Consider the following 22,039-nt stretch of genomic DNA (forward strand, 5'->3'; position numbering starts at 1 on the left):
ATGTCAATACCTGCAGCTGCAGGTACTACATTTTACATTGAAGATACTATTCTCGCAATATCGTCGCCCACATCGGATGTTGTTGACGTGCCACCCATATCATACGTCTTCACATTATTGTTAAGAATGTTCTTTTCAATAGCAGCAACAATTGCATCTGCAGCTTCTTTTTCTCCAAGCTGTTCCAGCATAAGTGAACCTGCCCAGATAGTAGCTATGGGGTTTACTTTATTTTGTCCCTTGTATTTGGGTGCAGAACCATGTATGGGCTCGAACATACTTGTACCCTCTGGGTTGATATTTCCTCCTGGGGCCAGTCCAAGTCCGCCCTGTACCATTGCACCAAGGTCTGTAATTATATCTCCAAACATGTTAGGAGTAACAACTACGTCAAACCACTCTGGATTTTTCACAAACCACATGGTGATGGCATCTACATAGTTAAAGTCCGTCGATATTTCCGGATAACTTGAAGCTATGTCCTGGAACTCACTTCTCCAAAATCCATATATATCAGAAAGTACATTTGCCTTGTCCACTGAAGATACATGCTTCTTCTTTTTCATAGCAAGGTCGAACGCGTATTTGATCACTCTTCGGGTACCTTCTTTTGAGATCATACCAATCTGGTAAGCAATTTCCTCGCTATCTGTCTCAATATCCAGGCCGAACTTCGCTGAATAAAGATTCCTTTTAACTTCCAGCAGGTTTTTACTAACACCCTTTTGGGCTTTTCCACCGATACCTATGTAAAAATCCTCGGTATTCTCTCTTACCACAGTAAAGTCAATGTCCTGTGGTGTTTTATCCTTTATAGGTGTCCATACACCTTCGAGCAATTTTATAGGCCTGAGGTTCACATATTGGTCGAAATAGAACCTTGCCGCCAGAAGAATTCCCTTTTCCAGAACTCCCGGTGCTACTCGAGGATCCCCTATGGAGCCAAGGTATATCACAGGGTAATTTGAAAGTTCTTTGAGAGTATCAAGGGAAATTAGTTCTCCTGTTTGCAGGTAGTGGTCAGCACCCATCGGAAATTCTATCCAATCAACATCAAATCCGAATTTCTCACCTGCAGTCTCTATTACTTTTCTTCCTTCGGCAATGATCTCTGGTCCTATCCCATCGCCAGGAATTACTGGAATCTTGTACTGAGTCATATTTATTCCTTTAAATCTAGATATTATTTTTTACTCTACCATCTTCTTGGCATACTCTATCAGGCCGCCAGAATTTACAATTCCTCTTACAAAATCTGGAAGTGGTGTGGCCTGATACTGTTCACCCTTTGTAATATTCTTTATGACTCCAGTGGCAAGGTCCACCTCAAGGGTATCTCCATCATCTATTCTGTCCGTGTCAGGGCATTCCATGAGTGGAACTCCTATGTTGATGGCATTCCTGAAAAATATACGTGCAAATGATTTTGCTATTACGCAGCCGATCTTTGTTCCTTTGAGGGCCAAAGGTGCATGTTCTCTCGAAGACCCACAGCCAAAATTGTTACCTGCAACAATTATATCATTCTCTTGCACTTTCTTGGGAAATTCTGGTCTTACTCCCTCGAAAGCATGTGCTGCAAGTTCTTTGGGTGTGTTCATTATAAGATACCTGCCCGGGATCACAGCATCGGTATCTACGTCATCACCAAATTTCCAAACTTTTCCTTTCATATTTATCACAGCCAGACATATACTAATATTTATGATTGTAATATTGCCAGATTTTGAACTGACATCAACTACCTAAATACAATAATCCTAAATAATACTAATGTAAGTGGATAATAGTGTATATTTTCTCTCAGAATTAAGTTTCATTGTTTTTTTCCTGTTTATGGGTGGGTAATGCAGTTGGTTCGTTACCACCGTGCCAGCTAAGTCGCGGTCGCATTCTTATCACATGAGCCGCTTCAGTGGTGTCATCAAGTATGAAAGCTATTCCTTGTTCCATTCCCATTTTTCGGATCGAATCGCCAATATCTTCCTTCATATAGTTTGGTCTGAAAGATTCAAGAGCATTGATATCTTCAGCTGCTGTTAGGCGGTGGCATATCAGTATGTCTGATTGTGAAGTAACTTCCGGGTCAAGGGCTGAAGGACGTTGTGTAGCAAGAATAAGCGAAAGCCCCGGTTGTCGGCCCTGCCGTAACCATTCATTGGTAAGTACTTCCGAAGCAAGAGTTTTGTTTCTGGTTGGTATAAATAAATGCGCTTCATCTATGAACATCCAGGTCATGGGTATGCCTGTATTATCATGTCCATTCCCCATTAATGTGCGTTCTTCGGATCTTCTTGCCTCTAAACGTTGGTAGTATATTTCCTTGCTGATATGCCCTACTATGGAAGCTCTGATATCCAGATCCTTAAGGGTACTGACATCCAATATAGCTGTGCAACCTCTGCGCACAAGATCATTTATATGAACTCCTTCTTCTGTAAAAACACCCCATGAAGATGCGGTTCTGATATAGTTTTCAGCAGCACTCTTTGTCACAATGTCAGTTCTTTCATCTTCCAATACCTTGTCCATTATAGCATCAAATGAAAAATTACTGTACATTGATCTGAGTTCTGCGATAACTCTAATTAGCAGTACTCCAAGAGGTGATACTTCATCTATTTTGAAGATCTTGCACCATGCATAGCCATCCATTGAATGGATAGGTATTGAAAATGGAATAACTTCTATGTTTTGTTCCTTGTACTTTTTTACACTGCCTAAAGGGACAAATATTTTGATATCGAATTCTTTTGGGGTCAGGGACCATTGCTTAAGTAAGCTTTCCTGTGGTTCATTGGCTTTTTTCATTGTCCAGAATATTCCCATTGTATCGATGACAAGAGACGCCATATTGTTCCTTATAGCATCCGGAAGCAATGTGAGTTCTTCTATAAGGGTACCCATTGTATAAGATTTTCCATATCCTCTTTTGCCACATATAAGAATACAATGCGGCCCAAGAGCATCCAATCCTACATAAGAACCAGCTGAGCCATCTAGTGCAAGATATCTCCCAAGATTTAGAAGTCCCTGTTCTTCTTTATTTCTTCTTCCAAGAACATATCGTTTTTTGGCAACGCCTGCTCCAAAAGTATCAGAGATAGAATCCATAGACGGAGAATATACTGCATTTATATATTTATTTTATCCTCTGGTATATTACCCAAGTAAGCTTCAAAACTATTGATAGAGACAAAAAATGACTTCTAAAGTAGAAGGGTCATTTTATATACACTCTCTTATCAAAAGGAGGTCATTTTGTTTATTCACTATACTCAATACCTTCAGTTTTCATATTTTATATGAATTCAGTTTAATTATACCTCTGGCTGCAAGCAGTCCCGTTGCTGCAGAGTTTACCAAGTCCCTGGAAAGACCAGTGCCATCCCCTGCAGCAAATAATCCTTTTACACTTGTTTGCATATTATTGTCTACGGATACTTCCATTGCATAAAGTTTTACTTCGGGTGCATACAGGAGCGTAGAGTCAGAGTTGACTCCGGGAATGATCATATTAAGGGTGTCCAGGCCTTCTATTATATCCATAACTATCCGGTGAGGCAGAGCCATGGAAATATCGCCGGGAGTTATATCCTTTAGGGTATTCCTTACATTATTTTTTGCAATCCTTGCTTCAGTGGAGCGGCGTCCTCTACGCAAATCTCCCATTCTCTGCAATACTGGTTTCCCTCCTCCAATGGTAGTAGCCAGTTTTGCCACTGATTTTGCGTACTTGATTGTGTTTTCCATCGGATGTGTTAATTCCACATGTACCAGAAAAGCAAAATTTGTGTTATCTGAACTCATAGTATGCATGGAATGTCCATTTGTAGCGATGAATCCCTGATAATTTTCTTTCACAACAAATCCATGTTCATTGGTGCAAAAAGTTCGCACAAAATCATCATATCTGGAAGTACGGATGTGGAATTTAGGGTCATGGTTTATGCTGGTTACCGGGTCCATTATTATTGCAGGGACCTCTACCCTTACTCCAATATCAACTCCACTAAAACCTGCCTTTATAGAATGCTCGGCCACCAGCTGGCTCACCCATTCACAGCCAACTCTTCCTGGGCAAAGTAATACATTTTTTGAAGTGATGTGCGTTCCATCCTCAAGTATTACTCCTTTGCATGTAGAATCTATAATTATTAGATTGTCAACCCTTGTTCTTAGCATAAAGCGAATGCCTTTGATATCAAGATCATGCTTGAATCGTGAAATGACCTCTTTCGCGTCATCTGATCCTATATGCCTCTGCCTTATTTCTATGAACTTGGCACCCACTGATGCTGCCCTACGCTGCAACATCTCAACTTCTTGTTGATCTGGCATGGAAATCTCGGTTGTGGCACCATATCCCAAAAATATCTCATCAACCTCTTCTACAAGTTTCCAAGCCTCGTTCTCATCATTTGTGAAAGCAGACAGGTCCCCGCCAATATCTGGTCTGAGGTTCAGAGTGCCATCAGAATAAGTTCCTGCACCGCCGACTCCGCACATAATATCGCAAGGTATACAGTGAGTGCATTTCATCTCAGGTTCCAGGGAGCAGTGCCTGTCTTTCACATCGCTTCCCATGTCTATAATCAGTACGTTCAATTTATGGTCGGCAAGTTCTCTGGCAGCAAACATGCCTGCAGGGCCTGCCCCTACTATGATTACATCATATTCAGGCCTGTTAAAAGAAGAGGTCATGCACATCATCCTTTCAAATATGAACAATGTGCAGTATGTTTTCTCAAGATAAAATCTTATCCAGTTGTTTAAGTTTTCTTGCGAGAGATATTTCTTGGGCGATCCGTCTTCCTGTTGAAAGCCCAGGTTCTATGAAGTCTGAATATGGAGAACCTCCCGGATAAAGATTAGTGCCTGCGACTATACGGGCAGATATCTCAAAGACCTTTATCTCAAGTTTATCCGTGAATACTGTTTCAAGGCAGAAGGGGCCTATCATGCCGTCAAACAGTTTTAATGATTGTTCCACCACTCTTTCTCCAAGTTCGAATATGAGAGGGAGCAATGACTCTCTTGCAACGAGTGGAACATTTCCTGTGACCACGTATGTAGGGTGGATTCCAGCATCTTCAAGCTCCCGTGGGGAACCCAGCCTGAAGATCTCATCCGCATTTGATTCTACTCGCCTGTCCATGCTTAACATTTCCAGAACACCTGTGCTTAGGGCATAGCCTTCTGTCTTCAGGGGTGAGTAGAAGAAATGAAGGTAATACCTTGTGCCTACTATGAATTCCTGAATATTGTACTTCTGGGTCTGATCCACATTTTCTAGGAACTCCTGATAGTTCTTAGCAACAAAAAAACCACGCCCTCCTTTAGCTCCATGGTATTTTACCATAACAGGCCCGTTTATTTCTTCGGGCTTAACTAATTTGGGCATGTGGATTCGCGCACCTTCTAGCCATTCTCTTTCTTTATTCCTGTCAGATTCCCATTCGAGCACATTCCTGTTACCAAAAGTTGGAACCGGGAACTCCATGAATTTCTCTGTACCAAGGTATTCCACAAAAGAACCATGTGGCACAACGATAGCATTCTTCTTCACAAGCTGTTCCGCTATTCTTGGAATTTCCTGGTAGTTATCTACTACAATGAACTCGTCTGGCTTTGCTTTAGGGAAAGCATTATAAAATTTAGGTGGTTTGCCGACGCAGATACCAATAGTCTTGAAACCTTCCTTTCTTGCACCGTCGAATATCTGAAGGCTCGAGTGAGAGCATACAGTTGCAATTGCAAGATTATCCAGATCATAGGTTTCGATGATTTTCATGATTTGGTTTTTTTCTATCATTGTTGTGCCCCAAAAAGTTACATTATATTGTTCTATCTATTTTTTAAGTTTGCGGAATAATTCGATAACTGCGAATTGTTTGGTAGTTTACGGAAAAGTTATGAAGTTCGTGGCTAATATAGTAAAATATGGAAAAAACAGAGGATGAAAACAATAATTCCGATAAAGTATTGGTCTTACCTCTAAATGAGGATTCAAAAAAAGTGACACAAGCCCTCTCTAATGAAAAAGCTCTTAAAATGTTAGAGATGCTGGCAGACAAACCCATGTCTGCTACTACTTTATCTGAAAAGATGGGTTTGCCTCTTACTACTATCAAATATAATCTTGATAGTCTTATCGAAGCTGATCTCATAAAAGTAAAAGAGACGAAGTGGAGTCAAAAAGGCCGTGAGATCAAAATCTATGAGCCAGTGCAGAAACTCATAGTAGTAGTTCCAGGAACGAAGAATGTTGACCGATCATCTATAATGGGTATGCTGAAAAAATACCTAGGCCTTTTCATAGGCGCTGTATTTGCTGCAACTGGTATAGAATATCTTACACGTCGCATGGGTTTCTATTCTTCTTCAAATTATTCTCCTGTGGTTCTTGAAGAAGCTGCTATGAAATCCAGTGAATATGCTGGATTCGCTAATGAAAGCCTTGAATATGGTGCTAATGCATTTGATCAGGCGAATGCATCCGGTGGAGCCTCCCCAATGTCGGCCAGTACAATATCTAATGATACTGCTAGAAATGTTGTGTCAGATCAGATTGTGAATGCGACTTCTTCAATCTCTCCTGCCGAAGGCTTGACCACGCCCTACGTGGATATGGCAGGAATGAATGCTACAGATATGAATGCAACCATTTCACCTGTACAGTATCCAACATCTGGAGACGTAACGTCTCTTACAGGTACCACTCCGGGTCTTATTCCCCCTGATTTTTTAGCGCATGTAAGCGTTTGGTTCTTCTTTGGCTGTATGTTTGTCATATTATTCATGCTAATAAGGGAAATATATTATAGAAAAAAGTCTCTATGAGTGTTTGTGAGACTGAATGAGGGTTGCACTTAAGATCGCATATGTGGGAACAGGCTATCATGGATCACAGATCCAGCCGGATGTTGCTACCATTGAAGGAGAGCTCTTTAATGCCTTAAAAGAGCTGGAAATAATTGATGATCCAAAAATAGCATCTTTCCAGAGCTCTGGCAGGACAGATGCTGGTGTCCATGCAAGAGGACAGGTGGTTGCATTTAATACTGATAAGCCGAACCTTGCTATTCCAAGGGTGATTAATTCTAAATTACCCAATTCTATTTGGGCATGGGCACATGCAGAAGTTCCGGATTATTTTGATCCAAGAAGAGATGCAAGCAGTAGGTTATATCGATATATCCTGAGTGGAGAACAGTATGATATCTCACGTATCAGGTCTGCTTCAAAGATCCTGGTTGGGGGACATGATTTTTCCAATTTTTGCAGCAAAGACGAGGATAAAGGCACAGTTCGTGATGTGAAAAGGATTGATGTCAGAGTAAGCGGAATGCTGACAAAGATAGATGTGGAAGCAAACAGTTTTCTTTGGAACATGGTGCGAAAAATGGTTACTGCCCTTACAATGGTGGGAAGTCGTGTAAGGGATGAGTCATGGCTTAAACAGATGCTTGATCCTGAATCCTATGAAGAAGGACTGGAACCGGCTCAATCTTATGGTCTCACTTTGATGGAAGTAAAATATCCAATGGAGATCCCTTGGATAGAAGATACATACTCACTGCGCAGAGCCTCTGAGAAAGTACAGGAATATCTTGTAAGACATCGAGTCATGGCTGAAGTAATGCAAGAACTTGTGCCAAAAGAATGAGGTTCTTATCCTACGGAATTATCGCACAGCTGTGCTCTTGATGGTTAAATGACGAAAAATATTTTATCATCCATTAAAATCAATGATGTAGATATACCTTATGAGGTAATATCCAGAAAGATCAAGTATCCCAGACTGGAGTACCGGCATGGTCATCTTAAACTTATAGTACCTGCCGGTTTTAAAGAGCATGAAAAGCTGGTTAATAAACACAAAACATGGGTATACCGAAGATTTGTTGCTCATAAGCAGAGGGTTTTATTTACTGCTGATTTTGAACTTCATTCAGGAAGGACTGAAGGGCAATTGCAAGAATATGTTGAGTCATTAATAGTTCCTATTGGAAATGAACTAGGTGTGTTTCCTAGGAAGGTGGCATTCAGACAGATGCGCACTAAATGGGGTAGCTGTAGTTCAAAAGGGAACATCAATCTGAATACCCATTTGAAATATTTGCCTGAAAAGCTGATAGAGTATGTTGTATTCCATGAGATGGTACATTTAATAGAAATGAATCACGGACCCAGGTTTAAGAAAATAGTGCAGGCAAAATTCCATGAGCACAAAACTCTTGAAAAACAGCTTCATGGATACTGGCTTGCGATTTCAGAGAAATATGCTGTTTAAGGAATAATAAAAAAGATCACGGTTTCTATGACCGTGTCTTAGGCTCCTTCATATCCTAGTTCTTTGGCTTTAGCATAACATGAAGCTGCTTCGGTATATTTTCCAGCTTGGTCAAGAGCTATGCCTTTATTATACCAGGCTAAAGCGTAATTCGGATTAATTTCAATAGCTTTGTCATATGCTTGTATAGCCGAGTCAGTTTGTCCCATCTCTCTTAGTGCATTTCCTTTGCTATACCATGCATCGAAATGTTGAGGATTTATTTCTATAACCTTCTCAAACACTTGATTTGCTTCGTCATATTCTTCCATTTCATACAGTGCATATCCTTTGTGCATCCGGATTGAGGTACTTTGAGAATTGATCTCTATAGCCTTATCATATGCTGCTATTGCTTCATCGTATTCGCCCATTCTACGGAGTGCAGTGCCTTTCCTATCCCATACTTCAGCATCTTCTGGTTCTAATTCAATGGCTTTATCATATGCAATGACAGCATTTTCATATTCTGTCATTCCATAATAAGCTGTAGCTTTATTTTTCCAGGCTTCTGCATACTGAGGGTCTATCTCTGTAGCTTTATTGTAACTTTGTATTGCTTCGTCATATTCCTTCATGTCGTAGAGGCCATTTCCTTTGTAATTCCAGGCCTCAGCGTCCAGAGGATCAATTTTTGTGGCATTATTAAATGCATTGGTAGCTTCCTCAGATTTCCCCATTTTATTAAGGGCATATCCTTTGTAGCTCCATGCTTTTGCATCCTTTGGATCAATCTTTATAGCTTGGTTACATACCCGGATCGCTTCCTCAAATCTTTCCATTTGATTTAGGACATAAGCTTTGTTATCCAAAGCTTTGGTATATTGCGGATCTATTTCAATGGCTTTGTTGAAAGCTGTCAATGCTTCGTAGTAACTACCAAGTTCACTGTATGACAAGCCTTTATAATTCCATGTTCTTGCGTCTTTTGAATTAATTTCTATTGCTCTATCAAATGCCTGAATAGCTTCTTGGTATCTGCCCATATTAAAGAAGGTATATCCTTTATTGTACCAGGCTGTGGCAAACCGTGGCTCGAGTTCTGTGGATTTATTATATGCTTGTATGGCCTCTTCGTGTTTTCCCAAATAGTAAAGTGCAATACCTTTGTTATACCAAGCAAATCCATCCAAGGGCTCTATTTCTATGATTTTGTCATAGGTCTGTATTGCTTCTTCATATCTTCCTATCTTGCGGAGTACAATCCCCTTTTCACTTAAATACTCGGCATTGTTTGGTTTAAGTTGGATGGCTTTATCAAATGCTTGTATAGCTTCTTCATTTTTTCCAATTTCAGCAAGTGCAATACCTTTGTTAAGCCAAGCTTCATCATTTTGAGGATCTAATTCAATGGATTTATTGAATGCCTGTATTGCTTCGGTGTATTTCCCGTCTTCAACAAGGTCTTTGCCCTTTTCATTCCAACTGTCTGATTCATCAGTTCCAATACATCCTGCACAGAAAACCGTAATAAATACTAGACTCAGAATGATATATTTTTTATTCACTACCATTTTTCCTCCGGTTATTGCCATTGCTTGATAAAAGGTAGAAGTTTTTTGAAATTAAGTCTTTCTATTTAGAAACAAGTTTGATAACCTAGTCTCTAACACTCTCATTATTCTCTATGTATGTACAATAACTTTGTACTACCGATATTAACTAGCAAAAATGGTATATAAATAAATATGTATAAATCTTGTTTTATCAATTGAGTAGATTTTCTATTGCTCCTTATATAGTACTGTAATCCTCCTTGTAAGGCTTCTATGTACTCTCTGTCTATATTCATCAAATATCTTGAACCCTGCATTTTTTGCAAATTCGGTTATATCCATTTCAGAGACTACTATGGCAAGTTTACCCTTTCGAAGTAATCTGTACATTTCTCTAAAGGAACCGGCATAAAGATGATATAGTGATTCAGCTCTGATTGCTGCAGAACGTCCATAAGGAGGATCTGTAACTATAGCATCTACAGATTCATCTTTAAGGGGAACGGTACATGCATCACCTACAATGATATTGTAGTATCCTCCAAAGGACTGTAGGTTCATCTGTGCACCCGAAGCTATCATGGAACGTACTTCAATGCCTATTACTTTGGACCCTACGATTTCTCCTTCTACAAGGATGCCAGCTGTACCACAGAATGGGTCAAATAACACTTCATTGTCTTTAACTCTGGAAATGTTCACAAGTGTCCGAGCTACTCTGGGCATAAGCACACCAGGATAGAAAAAAGGTTTTTTATGGGGCAACCTCTCCTCATAAGCACTTCTGTTTACAGATGCCACTACAGGCCCAAAGATACATTTCTCTCCTAGGATCAGTCTGAATTGGACATCTGGTGTCTTAAGGTTTGCACGAAATCCTTTTCTGAAGATCTTGCCTCCAACATGTCCCTCTATGAACTCTCTTTCAAAGTCACAATAATGCTTGATCTTCTTGGCTCGTACCACAAATGTCTGTTCTGGTGCAATATGCATTGAATAATCAACATTTTCTGCCATTTCTAATATGTCATTTGCCGAAGTCTCACACATAGCTGCAACTCTTATTATATGGTGTGACATAGCAAGCCTCTCTGCTACATGCAGCAAGCGAGGTTCGATCTCATCGATAGTACCATTAATCCTCACAACAAGGCATTGGTCGAATATTTCATGTTCCTTGAAATCCAACCCTGCTATTTCCATGCAAGCATAAGCTTCCATGATTGGGAGTGAATCATGCTCCCCAGAAAGTTCAAAAGCGTACAGCATAACAGTTGCATAGAGAATCCCTTTGGTATTAAAAGGCTGCTATTAACTTTTTAATTATGTTCTTATGTGATATTTTCTTAATCTGAAATTTCTAAAGCAAAGAACTATTTACTATAACTATATTGAAATCCCCTAATGTCAAAACCCCTTTATCTTGGTGAAATGCTGCTTCACTGGTGCAGAAAATGTAATGTGCCAGTGTTGGGTAAGGAATGTGCATGTGGTAATCGTACTGAATCAGTGACAGTAACTCCTCCAGGGGATATACGTCCTGCCTTTGAATATGATATAGAACTTATTAACGCAGTTTCTCTGCAGCAGTTCAATGCTCCTCTTATATCTGACGAAAGGGTAGTGGTACTTAACAAAGCTCCTTATGATGATCGTATGGATGAGATCATTGTAGATGGTGAGGTGTTAGGAAGTATCAGGTTTGAGCTTGATTCTCTTAAATGGGTGCTTCTCCTGCGTGTGGAAGGTGCAAGACGTCTTTTCCAGAACAAATCTCTGTCTGTCATGAAAGGCTGGGTTACTCTGGAAGAAGGTGCAGTAAAGTTCATACTGGGCGGTGCTAACCTCCTGGCTCCAGGTGTGCTGGATGCAGATCCCGATATTCAGGAGAAGGATGAAGTAGTTGTTCTTAATCCCAGTGGCAAGGTAGTAGCTACCGGTCGGGCTCGTATGAATGGCAAATTAATGAGGGAACGCCCAAAGGGTGTGGCAGTAAAGATAAGGGATAAGGAAGAGCCACGTGACCTAACTGTACTGCAGGGTGGGCAAACCTGGAAAGAAGTTGTCAAAGCCAACAAAAAGTTCATGGAAGAATTCATAGGTCGCTCTCATAAGTTCATTAATAATGTCTCATCAAGTATGACTAAACCAGTGACCGTTTCGTATTCGGGTGGTAAGGACAGTCTTGCAGTGTTGCAGCTTGTAAGCGAGTGCCTTGAAGATTTTGATGTCCTTTTTGCTGACACAGGTATTGAGTTTCCGGAAACTGTTCTCAATGCTCAGGAAGTCTCTAGGTTATACGGCAAACCTCTTAGGTCCATAAGTTCAGGCAATGCTTTCTGGGAGTCAGTGGATAGTTTTGGTCCTCCAAGTGTGGAAATGCGCTGGTGCTGCAAAGTATGCAAATTAGGTCCCATTACTCAGCTTATTGAGGGGAACTATGAAGAGGGCTGTTTGACATTCATAGGGCAGCGCAAGTATGAATCGGACACCAGGGCAAAAAGTGAAAGGGTCTGGAAGAACCCATGGGTTGGAAATCAGGTTGGTGCAGCTCCTATTCAAGATTGGACCGCTATGCATGTATGGTTATATATTTTCATGCATGATCTGCCTTATAATCCTCTTTACGGGAAAGGATTTGATAGGATCGGCTGCTGGCTTTGTCCTTCATGTTCTGTAGCTGATCTTCATCGCCTGCGAGAAACACATCCGGAGTTTGCTGCAAAGCTGGAAAAATATCTGATTGGATATGCTCTGAGTTCGGGGCTTTCTCAGGAATGGGTTGAACATGGGATGTGGAGGTGGAAGAAGCTGCCGCCAAGACTTCAGGAGATTGCAAAGGCAAAAGGCATTCCGACGGTTCCCAAGGTTGATGTCAATAACAAACTGGAGTTTACAGTAACATCTGGTTATCGCCCTTGTAAGCAGGGAGGTGTATCTGCAGAAGGCAGTTTTGGTAAACCTATAGATCTTGAAAAAATAGAGACTTCAAGGATGCTTGAAGCCGTAGGCAGGGTAGCATTCATGGAGGGTGTTGCTTCTATATTTCAGGGAGAGGACAGTGCCCAGGTATTTGCTTCCGGTACAGTAACAGCTCGCAGCGATACTGAAAAGCAGGTCCGTCAACTGATAGAGTCTGTAGAGTTATCTATACAAAGGGCTCTCCACTGTAGCGGCTGCGGTGTTTGCATAGGTAAATGTCCACATGATGTGATCACGATAAAGAATGGCATCGCTTTAATTGGTGATAAGTGTGTGCACTGCGGAAAATGTATAAAGGTCTGTCCGGTAGTGAAATTTGGTTAAGCTCAAGTAATTTCCATTTTCTCCTTTTTTCTCAACCATAACATTTATACATGATATACGCTAACCTTTGACGGTGATTTTTTGGTAAAAAGGGCACTGCTAAGCGTTTCTGACAAGGCTGGAATTGTAGAGTTTGCTCGAGGGCTTGCAGCCCTTGGTGTGGAATTGATCTCCACAGGTGGCACTGCACGGATTTTACGCGATTCAGGAATAGAAGTGAAGGATGTTTCTGATGTCACGGGTTTTCCTGAGATGATGGATGGCAGGGTCAAAACATTACATCCCAAGATACATGGTGCTATATTGTGCAACAGGCACAACCCAGGTCATATAGAGCAGGCACATGATGCAGGAATCGAGCTTATTGATCTTGTAGCTGTAAACCTATATCCTTTTGAGATCACAGTGGTAAAAGAAGGGGTTTTGCTAGAGGAGGCCATTGAGAATATTGATATTGGTGGTCCTACTCTATTGCGCGCTGCAGCTAAAAACTTCAACTCTGTAACTGTTGTGTGTGATCCGAACGATTATGGTCATGTTCTTAAAGAGATCAGGTCGACAGGAGTAGTTTCAGACAAACTGCGTAAACAACTTGCTGTGAAGGCTTTCAGGCACACTGCAGGTTATGATGCAACTATTGATACATATCTGAGCAAGGAATTAGCTTCTGAAGAGGTCATACACCTTAACTTTACTGGCGGTATGGAACTGCGTTATGGCGAGAACTGGCATCAAAAAGCTAAGTTCTTCAAGGAACCAGGTGTAAAAGGGCCATCTCTTGCCAATGCCAGGCAATTGCATGGAAAGGAACTATCCTATAACAATTACGTAGATGCCGATAACGCATTGCTGACCATAAAAGATCTTCATGCTGAAAAACCCGCAGTAGTAATTGTGAAGCATAATAATCCATGTGGACTTGCTACAGGTGACACTCTTCTACAAGCTCTGAGTGCGGCATGGGATGGAGATCCTATCTCTGCATATGGAAGCATTGTATGTAGTAACAAAGTATTTGATCTGCAATCAGCAAAGTTCCTGGAAGGCAAGTTCGTTGAAATAATCCTGTCCCCAGGTTTTGATCATGATGCTCTTGAATATCTCAAGAAAAAGAGTTCCAATCTAAGATTGCTTGAACTTCCTCAGTTAAATGATGCATTTGATGTTGATCATACTTATAAATATGTAGTTGGTGGTTTGTTAAAACAGTCACGAGATGTGGGTCTGTATGAGAAATGGGACTGTGTAACAGAAAAACCGTTCCCAGAATCTATGCGCTCTCTTTCCGAGTTTTGTATAAGTGCTTGTAAGAGCACAAAATCAAACTCTATTACTCTCGCTTATGAGTACCAGAAGGGCTGTTACATGATGCTTGCCATGGGTGCAGGTCAACCCAATAGGGTAGATTCAATCAGAAAACTTGCTGCTACTAAGGCAAGGGAGAACCTGAAGGTAATATATGATAGGGAAAGTCCGATAGTAGATTTTGATGAATATTGTAGGAATGTACTCTCAAAATGTGTAATGGCTTCAGATGCATTTTTCCCATTTGATGACAGCATTGTTCATGCTGCTGAGAATGGTATAATGTATGTAGTCTCTCCTGGAGGTTCTATCCGGGACGCTGAAGTCATAAGCACTGCAAATAAAATGGGAGTTTCTTTGGTATTCACCGGTATGCGCCACTTCTTACATTGATTCCTTTTTTTTTAAAGAGGTGACTCCGACTATTTAAAATATTCACATATGATATATTTATAACTGATATTGTTTATTGATTATATTGGTAGTATATATTTATTGAATACCTTTACATCATTGAATATATTATATCCCTAAAATTTATCTCAATGTTCAATTACGAGTGATCACTATGAAATCCAAAGGTCTGTTGAGTTTGCTTACTTTCTCAGAAAAAAGAAGAGATCTCCTTCTTTTTCTTCTCGAGCAACCGTCAACTCTCACTAATATACGTAAGAAGTTCGATGTATCTTCTCCGGAGATTGCTCCACGGATAAGGGAGATGGAGTCTGCTAATCTTATGTACAAAGACCCATCTACTAAGATGTATACACTGACGACTACTGGCAAGATAATTGCCAAGTCTTTTAGGCCATTTGTTGACATGGTAGATTTAATTGAGAAAAATGAGGATTTTTGGAATGATCATGATCTATCTGGAATACCTGATCACCTTCTAGACAGGTTAGCAGATCTCAAAGACTGCGATTTTTATATAGACAAGCTTGAGAATGTTTATACTTCTCATAAATCATTTCTTGAAACAATTGAACAATCCCATACTATCAAAGGTGTGTCTCCTGTTTTCTTCTCGACGTACCCTCAATTTTTCAAGCATCTTGCGGAAAAGGATGTTCCTACTTCTCTTCTACTTACAGATAGTATTTATGAAGTGGTCAAAACTGACTATGCAGAAGATTTGAAAACATTTAACGATGGGAAATTTACTGATCTATATTTGATTGATGGTGCAAAGGTAGCTTTTGTGGTGACAGATGTTTTCTTTTCGATGTCTCTGTTCTTTAAATCGGGAAATTACGACCCTCGCACAGACCTCATTTGCTTTGACAAAAAAGGTATTCAATGGGGAAATGATTTATTCGATTATTATTTTGCACAAGCAAAAAAAATATAAAGCTCTATTTATATCAAAGTTGCAACTGCTGCTCTTAGATATATGATAGATGCTGCTTCCCCATCAACTAAAAATAGTCTCTCTATTTTCCCCAGTGGGGTTTCATTTTCTCTATTTTTTGTTAATCTAAATATATAGATTAATCCTATGATTAAACTGTAGATTACTACTACAGGTTCGAATGCTAGTAAATGCATTATTATAGCGCTTATCAGCAATAAGTGAGATCCAATATGCAGGGTTAACAGTAATCTTCGAGTATTCTTTTCTCCAAGGCTTACGGGTAATGTTTTGATGCCTGCCATGAGGTCTCCTTTTACATCCTTAAAGTCATATATAGTCGAGTTTATGAAGAGTTTGGATCCATAATAAAAGAATACTAATAACACTGGCAGAATACTTTCAAGCCCCACTCCGGCAATGCTTGCAATGAAAGTGCCCCATGTGATCCCGACTACAAGATTCTTTACTCCTAAACCACCTTTTAACTTAAGCTTAATTCTCCCTATATTGAGTCCTTTGCTGTACAGATATCCAGCTACAAGCGGCATCAAGGCTATTAGCAGTAAACCACTTGAATTGAGGATATAACATCCAACAATAAATGTAATCAAACAGACAAATAGAGCTAACTTTTTGTTTGCTCCTTTGAGTTCTGATCTGTTGATAGCATCTTCAGCTGGTTCGAGTGCACGGTCAAGAGTATATACTGCATATACAATAAGCCCTCCAGCTAAACAGTTCAGGATATTCATAGTTCCAAGCAGCAGTAATGATGCAATGTATATGCGTAATGCTCCTGATAACGATACCAGCACAGAACTATTTAGAAGGTTTATTGTAGGAAAAAGATTTTTATATAGGTCTGTGCTTAAAATTATCTTGCTAATATAGTTGTGATTTAGATTGTTGTTTGCGTTCATACGCAATTTAGTTTTACTTAGGTATCCTTATTAGTAACTCAATATAATCATATATGTATGGTTTACTTTGTAATTTGCGACTACTGCTAAGGGATTTTCAACTCTTTGTATTTATATATCCACTGACTTTCTAAATGGCATTTTTATCTTCTTTATTATATGGTACAAATTCTCTTTAATACCCTATGTCCGCTTTTGCATAAAAAAAGTGATATAAGTACTCGGTTTAGTAATTATTAGTTGCATTCATCTCAAGTAAAGTTTACTTGTTTTGTTTGTTTTTAAAAAAAGCTGACTTGTATCTTCTGCTTCTTGTAAACATTGTTCATCTAATTGTACTTCAACATGGGTCCTATTATACTTCTCATTTTGTACAACTTTTTACTATGGCAGCTTATTAATATATATTAATGACATTTACGTAAGCATGGTAGAATCTAAAAAACCTTTACTGCTTATGATTCTTGATGGGTGGGGCTATGACCCAGAGCTCAGAGGAAATGCTATTCTGGCTGCAAAAACACCGGTTCTGGATTCTCTTTTGGAAACATATCCTTCTACTTTTCTTGAAGCGTCAGGGGAAAGTGTTGGGCTTCCTGCAGGCCAGATGGGCAATTCTGAAGTAGGGCATCTCAACATTGGTGCAGGGAGGATTGTTTATCAGGATCTGACACGAATTAATAGATCTATTGAAAGTGGTGAGATTTTTAACAATCCAGTACTTCTTGATGCAATTGAAAATGTTAAGAAAAATGGTTCTAACCTGCATTTAATGGGTCTTTTTTCGTATGGGGGAGTACATAGCCACATGACCCACTTAAAAGGTCTTATAAAAGTTGCCGAAAACCAAGGATTATCCAAGGTTTATATTCATGCTTTTCTTGATGGTAGGGATGTGCCCCCCAAGCAGGCTCTTTGCGATATGGAAGAGTTTCAGCGAATGTATTCTAAAAGAAAGAATGCTGTCATTGCTACTGTTTCAGGAAGATACTATGCTATGGACAGAGATAAGCGCTGGGATAGGGTAAAACTTGCTTATGATGCGTTAGTCTTAGGTGAAGGTCTCAGATCTAAAGATCCTGTTTCTGCAATCAAAGATGCATACGATAGAGGCGAAAATGATGAGTTCGTCAAGCCCACAGTAATTCTAGATGAAAGTGGTCAACCTCTTGTTACTATTAAGGACAACGATTCTGTAATTTTCTTCAATTTCAGGCCGGATAGAGCACGCCAGCTTACTTATTGTTTTGTAGACGAGTGTTTTGAAGGGTTTGAAAGAAATCTTCATCCAAATGTTTATTATGTATGCATGTCCGAATATGATGAAAAACTAGATATTCCCCTTGTTTTTCCAACAGAGTTAATAGATAGTACTTTGGGGCAGGTTCTCAGCAATCATGGTCTGAAACAATTAAGAATAGCTGAGACTGAAAAATATGCTCATGTTACTTTTTTCCTCAATGGGGGTGTCGAGCAGCAGAATGCTGGTGAGGACAGATTGCTTGTCCCATCACCTAAGGTAGCTACCTATGATCTTAAACCACAAATGAGTGCTTATGAGGTTACTGATAAGCTTGTGGAACAAATCAAATCGGGATCTTATGATGTAATAATAGTCAACTATGCCAACATGGACATGGTGGGCCATACGGGTCTCTTTGATGCTGCCGTAGAAGCGGTGCAAACTGTTGATACTTGTGTAGGAAAGGTAGTTGATGCCATAATAGGGGCAGGAAGCTCTGTAATTATTACTGCTGATCATGGCAATGCTGAAAAAATGTTAGACCTAGTTTCCGGTGCTCCACATACGGCCCATACTTCTAATCCGGTACGTTGTATCTATGTCTCCGAAGAGAACGGTGTGAAGCTTCACAAAGGCAAGTTGTCGGACATTGCTCCGACAATGCTTGAGATACTAAATATTCCAAAACCAATAGAAATGACTGGGAAGTCGCTTCTTATAAAGTGATATTAGAACCATTGGTCCAGGGTTCGTTGTCCTGGGCCACTGATCGTTTCCAGTCTTTCACAGGCCTTTATTACTCTTTCTTTTGAAAAATCATGCTCTTGGCAAAGGAATTCAATTATTGCTTCACTATCAGGTTTTTTCCATTTGAGGCTGTAATTGTCTATTACAGGAGGGTTTAAAAAAATTTCTTTTATCTCTTGGATGTTTTCTATATTCTGGCCAACTAACTCTAACACCTTTTCGATGCTTCCGTGCTCTTTTACAAGTTTAAACGCTTTTTTTGGCCCGATCTTCTCAAGTCCAGGGTTGTAATCAGTACCTACGCATAATGCAATATCTAGTAGTTGTGATCGATCAATTCCAAGTTCTGTAAGGTTATCTTCAAGTACCATTACTTCAGGTTTTACATCCACAAATATATTTTTCTTTGGCAGTTTTCGTTTGCCTGTGATTGTCAGGTTTCTTACAACTGCAGGAGCCCCAAAAAGTAATGAATCATAATCTTGTGAAGCAACATAATTTGCATTTCCTGTTGCCACCATGTGGGCAGCCTGCGCCTCTCCTTCCGAAGGGGCATCCACCCAGGGAATTCCCATAGCCAAAAGAAGTCTTCTGGAATCATCAGCTATCTCGCGGGTAACCTTCGAAGAAGCCTGAGCATACATATATGCTTCTTCTGCTAATCCTTTTTCTTTCGCCTCTTCCCATTTTATCTTTGCATTTTCTCTATCGACCATTCTCTTTTCTATGGTCCGGTCTTTGAGATACGATGGTTTGCCATCAAAAACAAATACTGGTTTAATTCCTTCTTCCATAAGGCTGGTCATTCGATAAAGGATGCCAGATAAATGAGAAGTGACATTCCCCTTTGAGTCCTTTAGCGGAGTTCCGTCTCTCTGCCTTATTATACTCAGAAACTGGTAAAGTGTGTTGTATGCGTCTATTGCTACAACTTTATGGGATAACTCAGATATCTCAACTTGCCGTTTTTTCAGAAGCTCTCCAATATCTGTTCCCATGAATAAGGATAGTTCTCAGATATTCTTAGTTGTTTCGCCCGTATCAAGTCTTACATCGATGACCGAATCCTCAGATGCGTCGATGCTCCCAATTTTTAATATATTCCCTACTCTTTCTATAAGGTCTGCTTTTGTTATCTGGACTTGATGTCCATCTCCGTCAGAACTTCTGTTCTTATGTACAATAAGCAATTTCTGTCCGCTGATCTCTGTGCCAATTTTCGATATTACGTTCTTCACTACTTGCTCGAAATCAGAATAAATCATTATCTCGGAATATTTTCCAGCTTTTTTGATTATGCCAATCGGTTCCAGATGAATGCGCATATACGCACCTCTTTGTAGAATTAGACTTCTAAACCACCTATGATAGTGAGCACTCGTTTATATCATTTTCGGATCACATGGGAACTAATTGTTCTATCTTGGTAATTATATTTTCTTTTATTTCACCTGTACCGTTTGCTGTTGAGAGTTTCCAGAGCTTCATCTACTCTGTTGATTACCTCGTCCATCTTTCTGTCCATGTTACTCTCGATGCTCTGTACGTTGATCCGCAGGGACCTTTCTTTTACATCTAACATGTTTTCCATTTTTCGCATGCGTATGTCTACTGATAGAATCATAGCTGCTAAAGCACCTACCATGACTATTGCTGCGAGTATTATTAGTGAGTTCGCAGGGTCATAACTAAATCTTCCAAGCCACTCGTACGTGAGTACGAAAGATGATACTACCATAACTATGGAAAAAACAATGTCTCTTGTCTCCATCATCGACCCTCATAGGATAGAATTTAGATTACTTTATTGCTTACTTCTCTTTAAGGATATAAACCCAATTGATTGACTTTGTAGAAAAGTCTTTTCAATCGTATTCAGTCCGTTGTTTTCTTCTTTTACGTCTTTTTATGTATATTCTTTCTGCATAGTATCACAGCATGTTTATATTTATAGTTGTTTATATTTTTCAATGTGTTCTTTACAACTCTATATTTACTACTTTATATAAGGTGCCATTTCTAGAGTGGTGCTGCCAATGGATCACAATTTTTCAAGATGCATAATCTATTTTTAAGCATATAGCCAATGGAATGTTATTTAAGTGACCCCTTTCTAATCTATTGCTATAGGGGGTGTCTCATCTGAGTATTAAGGATATTATTAACGTCTGGGTCGTAAAGACCGGATATGCCGGCAGCCAGGCAAGGGAATGCCTCAAAAAGAATGTTATATCTTTTGACTTGGAACTACATATACTCGATGAGTTTGAAGAAGAACTTAAATCTTCAGCTAATTCAACTATTCTGCAAGATCGTTATAAGTTGCTTGATCAAAAATATGATGATTTTACCAATAATCTAATCATTGAGCTGGAGAGCAGCCTGGATGACTTTAACTACTTTTCTGGCTCTCCTCTGAGAGCTGAAAAGATTTCTAGACTAAAAACAATGCTTGAAGGGATGAACCGGGAATTGACTGGCTTTCACAAAGTCATGGATAAGTTTGATGAATTTGAAATAATTGAACAATTAAAAACAGCTATCCGTGATAAACTCTGTTCAATTGCAGAGTCCAAACTGGAAACATGGTCTTCTGATATGGCCAGGTTTTCAATTAGCATTCTTACAGGTGATATTGTGATAATGCCTCTTCCTGAAAAAAGTCTTTTTGCTATTGGAAGGGTAATGGGCGGATATGAATATGACAATACAGAAACATACACCCGGCATTATCATAGAGTGGAATGGCTGAATATGCAAGTTCCATTCCCTGAACTCAAAGAAGAACTTAATAGATCTTCAGCCGTTTTTCTTCTTACGGGGGAGTCTAAGGAAAAGATACTTGGCATGCTTGTTTCTACAAGAAAGCGTCCAAGTGAATTAATATGGGGCGATTCCTAAAAGCTGTATTAAGCTGCATTTAGAAAATATTACGAGCAGGTTGTTTACCACGAGAAATATCCCTACAATGCTGACCGTACTTTTGGATGCAAACCATAAATGACTCTTCCATGATGTTTCTTCATTCATTAAAGTGATATAATACCAATAAATGATCCCTATGAATAAAATCTTCATCATTAGCATTGACCATATTCCAAACTCATTCATAAGGGTAGCAAGGAAGGGATTCTCCTCAAGTCCATAATCAAGCGCATGGTATGTAGTAATAAAATCTCCTAATACATAGAATACAATTATGTATTTAATGTCCTCAATGAAATGTACAAATGGATTTAGTTTTGCCACTACACCGTTTTTCAGTACCATGATTCCATATTTCCATGGACCAGTATATATTCAAAATGTATACAAATTATTGTCTTATGCACA

20 protein-coding genes are annotated in these 22,039 nt (G+C 39.5%); 8 read left to right on the forward strand and 12 right to left on the reverse strand.

Annotation, left to right across the window (positions count from 1 at the left end):
* Positions 1-32: 32 nt before the first annotated feature.
* The 5 genes from ACC612_RS02285 to ACC612_RS02305 all read right to left on the reverse strand — a co-directional run bounded on the left by ACC612_RS02285 (position 33) and on the right by ACC612_RS02305 (position 5,815).
* Positions 33-1,160: an isocitrate/isopropylmalate dehydrogenase family protein gene (locus ACC612_RS02285; RefSeq protein WP_371852848.1), complete on the reverse strand. Its 1,128-nt coding sequence runs from the start codon at positions 1,158-1,160 to the stop codon at positions 33-35.
* A gap of 30 nt (positions 1,161-1,190) precedes the next feature.
* Positions 1,191-1,673: a 3-isopropylmalate dehydratase small subunit gene (locus ACC612_RS02290; RefSeq protein ID WP_371852849.1), complete on the reverse strand. Its 483-nt coding sequence runs from the start codon at positions 1,671-1,673 to the stop codon at positions 1,191-1,193.
* A 136-nt stretch (positions 1,674-1,809) separates the two neighbouring features.
* Positions 1,810-3,114 carry an ATP-binding protein gene (locus tag ACC612_RS02295; RefSeq protein ID WP_371852850.1) on the reverse strand — a complete coding sequence of 435 codons (1,305 nt, stop codon included), beginning with the start codon at positions 3,112-3,114 and terminating at the stop codon, positions 1,810-1,812.
* Positions 3,115-3,294: 180 nt separating this feature from the next.
* Positions 3,295-4,704, reverse strand: coding sequence for an NAD(P)/FAD-dependent oxidoreductase (locus ACC612_RS02300; RefSeq protein WP_371852851.1), 1,410 nt, complete (start codon positions 4,702-4,704; stop codon positions 3,295-3,297).
* A 43-nt stretch (positions 4,705-4,747) separates the two neighbouring features.
* Entirely contained in the window at positions 4,748-5,815 is a 1,068-nt protein-coding gene (locus ACC612_RS02305; RefSeq protein ID WP_371852852.1) for a formate--phosphoribosylaminoimidazolecarboxamide ligase, read from the reverse strand.
* 128 nt (positions 5,816-5,943) lie between these two features.
* On the opposite strand from ACC612_RS02305, the gene ACC612_RS02310 reads away from it, so the two are divergent.
* From ACC612_RS02310 to ACC612_RS02320, 3 genes are read left to right on the forward strand one after another with little or no spacing between them, the layout of a single operon-like run.
* On the forward strand, positions 5,944-6,843 hold the full coding sequence (locus tag ACC612_RS02310) for an ArsR/SmtB family transcription factor (protein ID WP_371852853.1): 900 nt from the start codon (positions 5,944-5,946) through the stop codon (positions 6,841-6,843).
* 16 nt (positions 6,844-6,859) lie between these two features.
* The gene (gene truA / locus ACC612_RS02315) at positions 6,860-7,669 is read left to right on the forward strand and encodes a tRNA pseudouridine(38-40) synthase TruA (protein WP_371852854.1); all 810 of its coding nucleotides are present in this window, start codon (positions 6,860-6,862) and stop codon (positions 7,667-7,669) included.
* Between the two features lie 48 nt (positions 7,670-7,717).
* Positions 7,718-8,296: a M48 family metallopeptidase gene (locus tag ACC612_RS02320; RefSeq protein ID WP_371852855.1), complete on the forward strand. Its 579-nt coding sequence runs from the start codon at positions 7,718-7,720 to the stop codon at positions 8,294-8,296.
* Positions 8,297-8,334: 38 nt separating this feature from the next.
* On the opposite strand, the gene ACC612_RS02325 is transcribed toward ACC612_RS02320, so the two are convergent.
* Both ACC612_RS02325 and ACC612_RS02330 read right to left on the reverse strand, forming a co-directional pair.
* Positions 8,335-9,849, reverse strand: coding sequence for a tetratricopeptide repeat protein (locus ACC612_RS02325; RefSeq protein WP_371852856.1), 1,515 nt, complete (start codon positions 9,847-9,849; stop codon positions 8,335-8,337).
* A 210-nt stretch (positions 9,850-10,059) separates the two neighbouring features.
* Positions 10,060-11,100, reverse strand: coding sequence for a THUMP domain-containing protein (locus ACC612_RS02330; protein ID WP_371852857.1), 1,041 nt, complete (start codon positions 11,098-11,100; stop codon positions 10,060-10,062).
* Between the two features lie 135 nt (positions 11,101-11,235).
* On the opposite strand from ACC612_RS02330, the gene ACC612_RS02335 reads away from it, so the two are divergent.
* The 3 genes from ACC612_RS02335 (at position 11,236) to ACC612_RS02345 (ending at position 15,793) form a co-directional block, all read left to right on the forward strand.
* Entirely contained in the window at positions 11,236-13,137 is a 1,902-nt protein-coding gene (locus ACC612_RS02335; protein WP_371852858.1) for a phosphoadenosine phosphosulfate reductase family protein, read from the forward strand.
* An 81-nt stretch (positions 13,138-13,218) separates the two neighbouring features.
* On the forward strand, positions 13,219-14,835 hold the full coding sequence (gene purH, locus ACC612_RS02340; RefSeq protein ID WP_371852859.1) for a bifunctional phosphoribosylaminoimidazolecarboxamide formyltransferase/IMP cyclohydrolase: 1,617 nt from the start codon (positions 13,219-13,221) through the stop codon (positions 14,833-14,835).
* 175 nt (positions 14,836-15,010) lie between these two features.
* The gene (locus ACC612_RS02345) at positions 15,011-15,793 is read left to right on the forward strand and encodes a helix-turn-helix transcriptional regulator (protein ID WP_371852860.1); all 783 of its coding nucleotides are present in this window, start codon (positions 15,011-15,013) and stop codon (positions 15,791-15,793) included.
* Between the two features lie 8 nt (positions 15,794-15,801).
* On the opposite strand, the gene ACC612_RS02350 is transcribed toward ACC612_RS02345, so the two are convergent.
* Complete coding sequence (locus ACC612_RS02350; RefSeq protein ID WP_371852861.1) at positions 15,802-16,716, reverse strand: UbiA family prenyltransferase; 915 nt, start codon at positions 16,714-16,716, stop codon at positions 15,802-15,804.
* A 427-nt stretch (positions 16,717-17,143) separates the two neighbouring features.
* Here ACC612_RS02350 and gpmI point away from each other — a divergent pair, with 427 nt between their 5' ends.
* Positions 17,144-18,685 (forward strand): 2,3-bisphosphoglycerate-independent phosphoglycerate mutase, encoded by a 1,542-nt coding sequence (gpmI, locus tag ACC612_RS02355; RefSeq protein ID WP_371852862.1) that lies wholly within the window; start codon positions 17,144-17,146, stop codon positions 18,683-18,685.
* Positions 18,686-18,687: 2 nt separating this feature from the next.
* Here the strand turns inward: gpmI and fen are convergent, their stop codons facing one another.
* From fen to ACC612_RS02370, 3 genes are all read right to left on the reverse strand, one after another.
* Positions 18,688-19,704 carry a flap endonuclease-1 gene (gene fen, locus ACC612_RS02360; protein WP_371852863.1) on the reverse strand — a complete coding sequence of 339 codons (1,017 nt, stop codon included), beginning with the start codon at positions 19,702-19,704 and terminating at the stop codon, positions 18,688-18,690.
* A 15-nt stretch (positions 19,705-19,719) separates the two neighbouring features.
* A complete protein-coding gene (locus ACC612_RS02365) occupies positions 19,720-20,031 on the reverse strand; it encodes a hypothetical protein (RefSeq protein ID WP_371852864.1) in 312 nt (103 codons plus the stop codon).
* Between the two features lie 122 nt (positions 20,032-20,153).
* Positions 20,154-20,480: a hypothetical protein gene (locus ACC612_RS02370; protein WP_371852865.1), complete on the reverse strand. Its 327-nt coding sequence runs from the start codon at positions 20,478-20,480 to the stop codon at positions 20,154-20,156.
* A 359-nt stretch (positions 20,481-20,839) separates the two neighbouring features.
* Between ACC612_RS02370 and ACC612_RS02375 the strand changes: the two genes are divergently transcribed.
* Positions 20,840-21,607 carry a hypothetical protein gene (locus ACC612_RS02375; protein ID WP_371852866.1) on the forward strand — a complete coding sequence of 256 codons (768 nt, stop codon included), beginning with the start codon at positions 20,840-20,842 and terminating at the stop codon, positions 21,605-21,607.
* Here the strand turns inward: ACC612_RS02375 and ACC612_RS02380 are convergent.
* Positions 21,587-21,976 (reverse strand): DUF5658 family protein, encoded by a 390-nt coding sequence (locus ACC612_RS02380; RefSeq protein WP_371852867.1) that lies wholly within the window; start codon positions 21,974-21,976, stop codon positions 21,587-21,589. The two genes, ACC612_RS02375 and ACC612_RS02380, sit on opposite strands and share 21 nt — an antisense overlap.
* Positions 21,977-22,039: the final 63 nt, after the last annotated feature.

Origin of the sequence: Methanomethylovorans sp., from assembly GCF_041447285.1 — an archaeon.
GTDB lineage: Archaea > Halobacteriota > Methanosarcinia > Methanosarcinales > Methanosarcinaceae > Methanomethylovorans.

Excerpts from the sequence above, each read along its gene's own strand:
- ACC612_RS02285 (WP_371852848.1), bottom strand. The coding sequence starts at position 1,160 with ATGACTCAGTACAAGATTCCAGTAATTCCTGGCGATGGGATAGGACCA.
- ACC612_RS02290 (WP_371852849.1), bottom strand. The coding sequence starts at position 1,673 with ATGAAAGGAAAAGTTTGGAAATTTGGTGATGACGTAGATACCGATGCT.
- ACC612_RS02295 (WP_371852850.1), bottom strand. The coding sequence starts at position 3,114 with ATGGATTCTATCTCTGATACTTTTGGAGCAGGCGTTGCCAAAAAACGA.
- ACC612_RS02300 (WP_371852851.1), bottom strand. The coding sequence starts at position 4,704 with ATGACCTCTTCTTTTAACAGGCCTGAATATGATGTAATCATAGTAGGG.
- ACC612_RS02305 (WP_371852852.1), bottom strand. The coding sequence starts at position 5,815 with ATGATAGAAAAAAACCAAATCATGAAAATCATCGAAACCTATGATCTG.
- ACC612_RS02310 (WP_371852853.1), top strand. The coding sequence starts at position 5,944 with ATGGAAAAAACAGAGGATGAAAACAATAATTCCGATAAAGTATTGGTC.
- truA (WP_371852854.1), top strand. The coding sequence starts at position 6,860 with ATGAGGGTTGCACTTAAGATCGCATATGTGGGAACAGGCTATCATGGA.
- ACC612_RS02320 (WP_371852855.1), top strand. The coding sequence starts at position 7,718 with ATGACGAAAAATATTTTATCATCCATTAAAATCAATGATGTAGATATA.
- ACC612_RS02325 (WP_371852856.1), bottom strand. The coding sequence starts at position 9,849 with ATGGTAGTGAATAAAAAATATATCATTCTGAGTCTAGTATTTATTACG.
- ACC612_RS02330 (WP_371852857.1), bottom strand. The coding sequence starts at position 11,100 with ATGCTGTACGCTTTTGAACTTTCTGGGGAGCATGATTCACTCCCAATC.
- ACC612_RS02335 (WP_371852858.1), top strand. The coding sequence starts at position 11,236 with ATGTCAAAACCCCTTTATCTTGGTGAAATGCTGCTTCACTGGTGCAGA.
- ACC612_RS02345 (WP_371852860.1), top strand. The coding sequence starts at position 15,011 with ATGAAATCCAAAGGTCTGTTGAGTTTGCTTACTTTCTCAGAAAAAAGA.
- ACC612_RS02350 (WP_371852861.1), bottom strand. The coding sequence starts at position 16,716 with ATGAACGCAAACAACAATCTAAATCACAACTATATTAGCAAGATAATT.
- gpmI (WP_371852862.1), top strand. The coding sequence starts at position 17,144 with ATGGTAGAATCTAAAAAACCTTTACTGCTTATGATTCTTGATGGGTGG.
- fen (WP_371852863.1), bottom strand. The coding sequence starts at position 19,704 with ATGGGAACAGATATTGGAGAGCTTCTGAAAAAACGGCAAGTTGAGATA.
- ACC612_RS02365 (WP_371852864.1), bottom strand. The coding sequence starts at position 20,031 with ATGCGCATTCATCTGGAACCGATTGGCATAATCAAAAAAGCTGGAAAA.
- ACC612_RS02370 (WP_371852865.1), bottom strand. The coding sequence starts at position 20,480 with ATGATGGAGACAAGAGACATTGTTTTTTCCATAGTTATGGTAGTATCA.
- ACC612_RS02380 (WP_371852867.1), bottom strand. The coding sequence starts at position 21,976 with ATGGTACTGAAAAACGGTGTAGTGGCAAAACTAAATCCATTTGTACAT.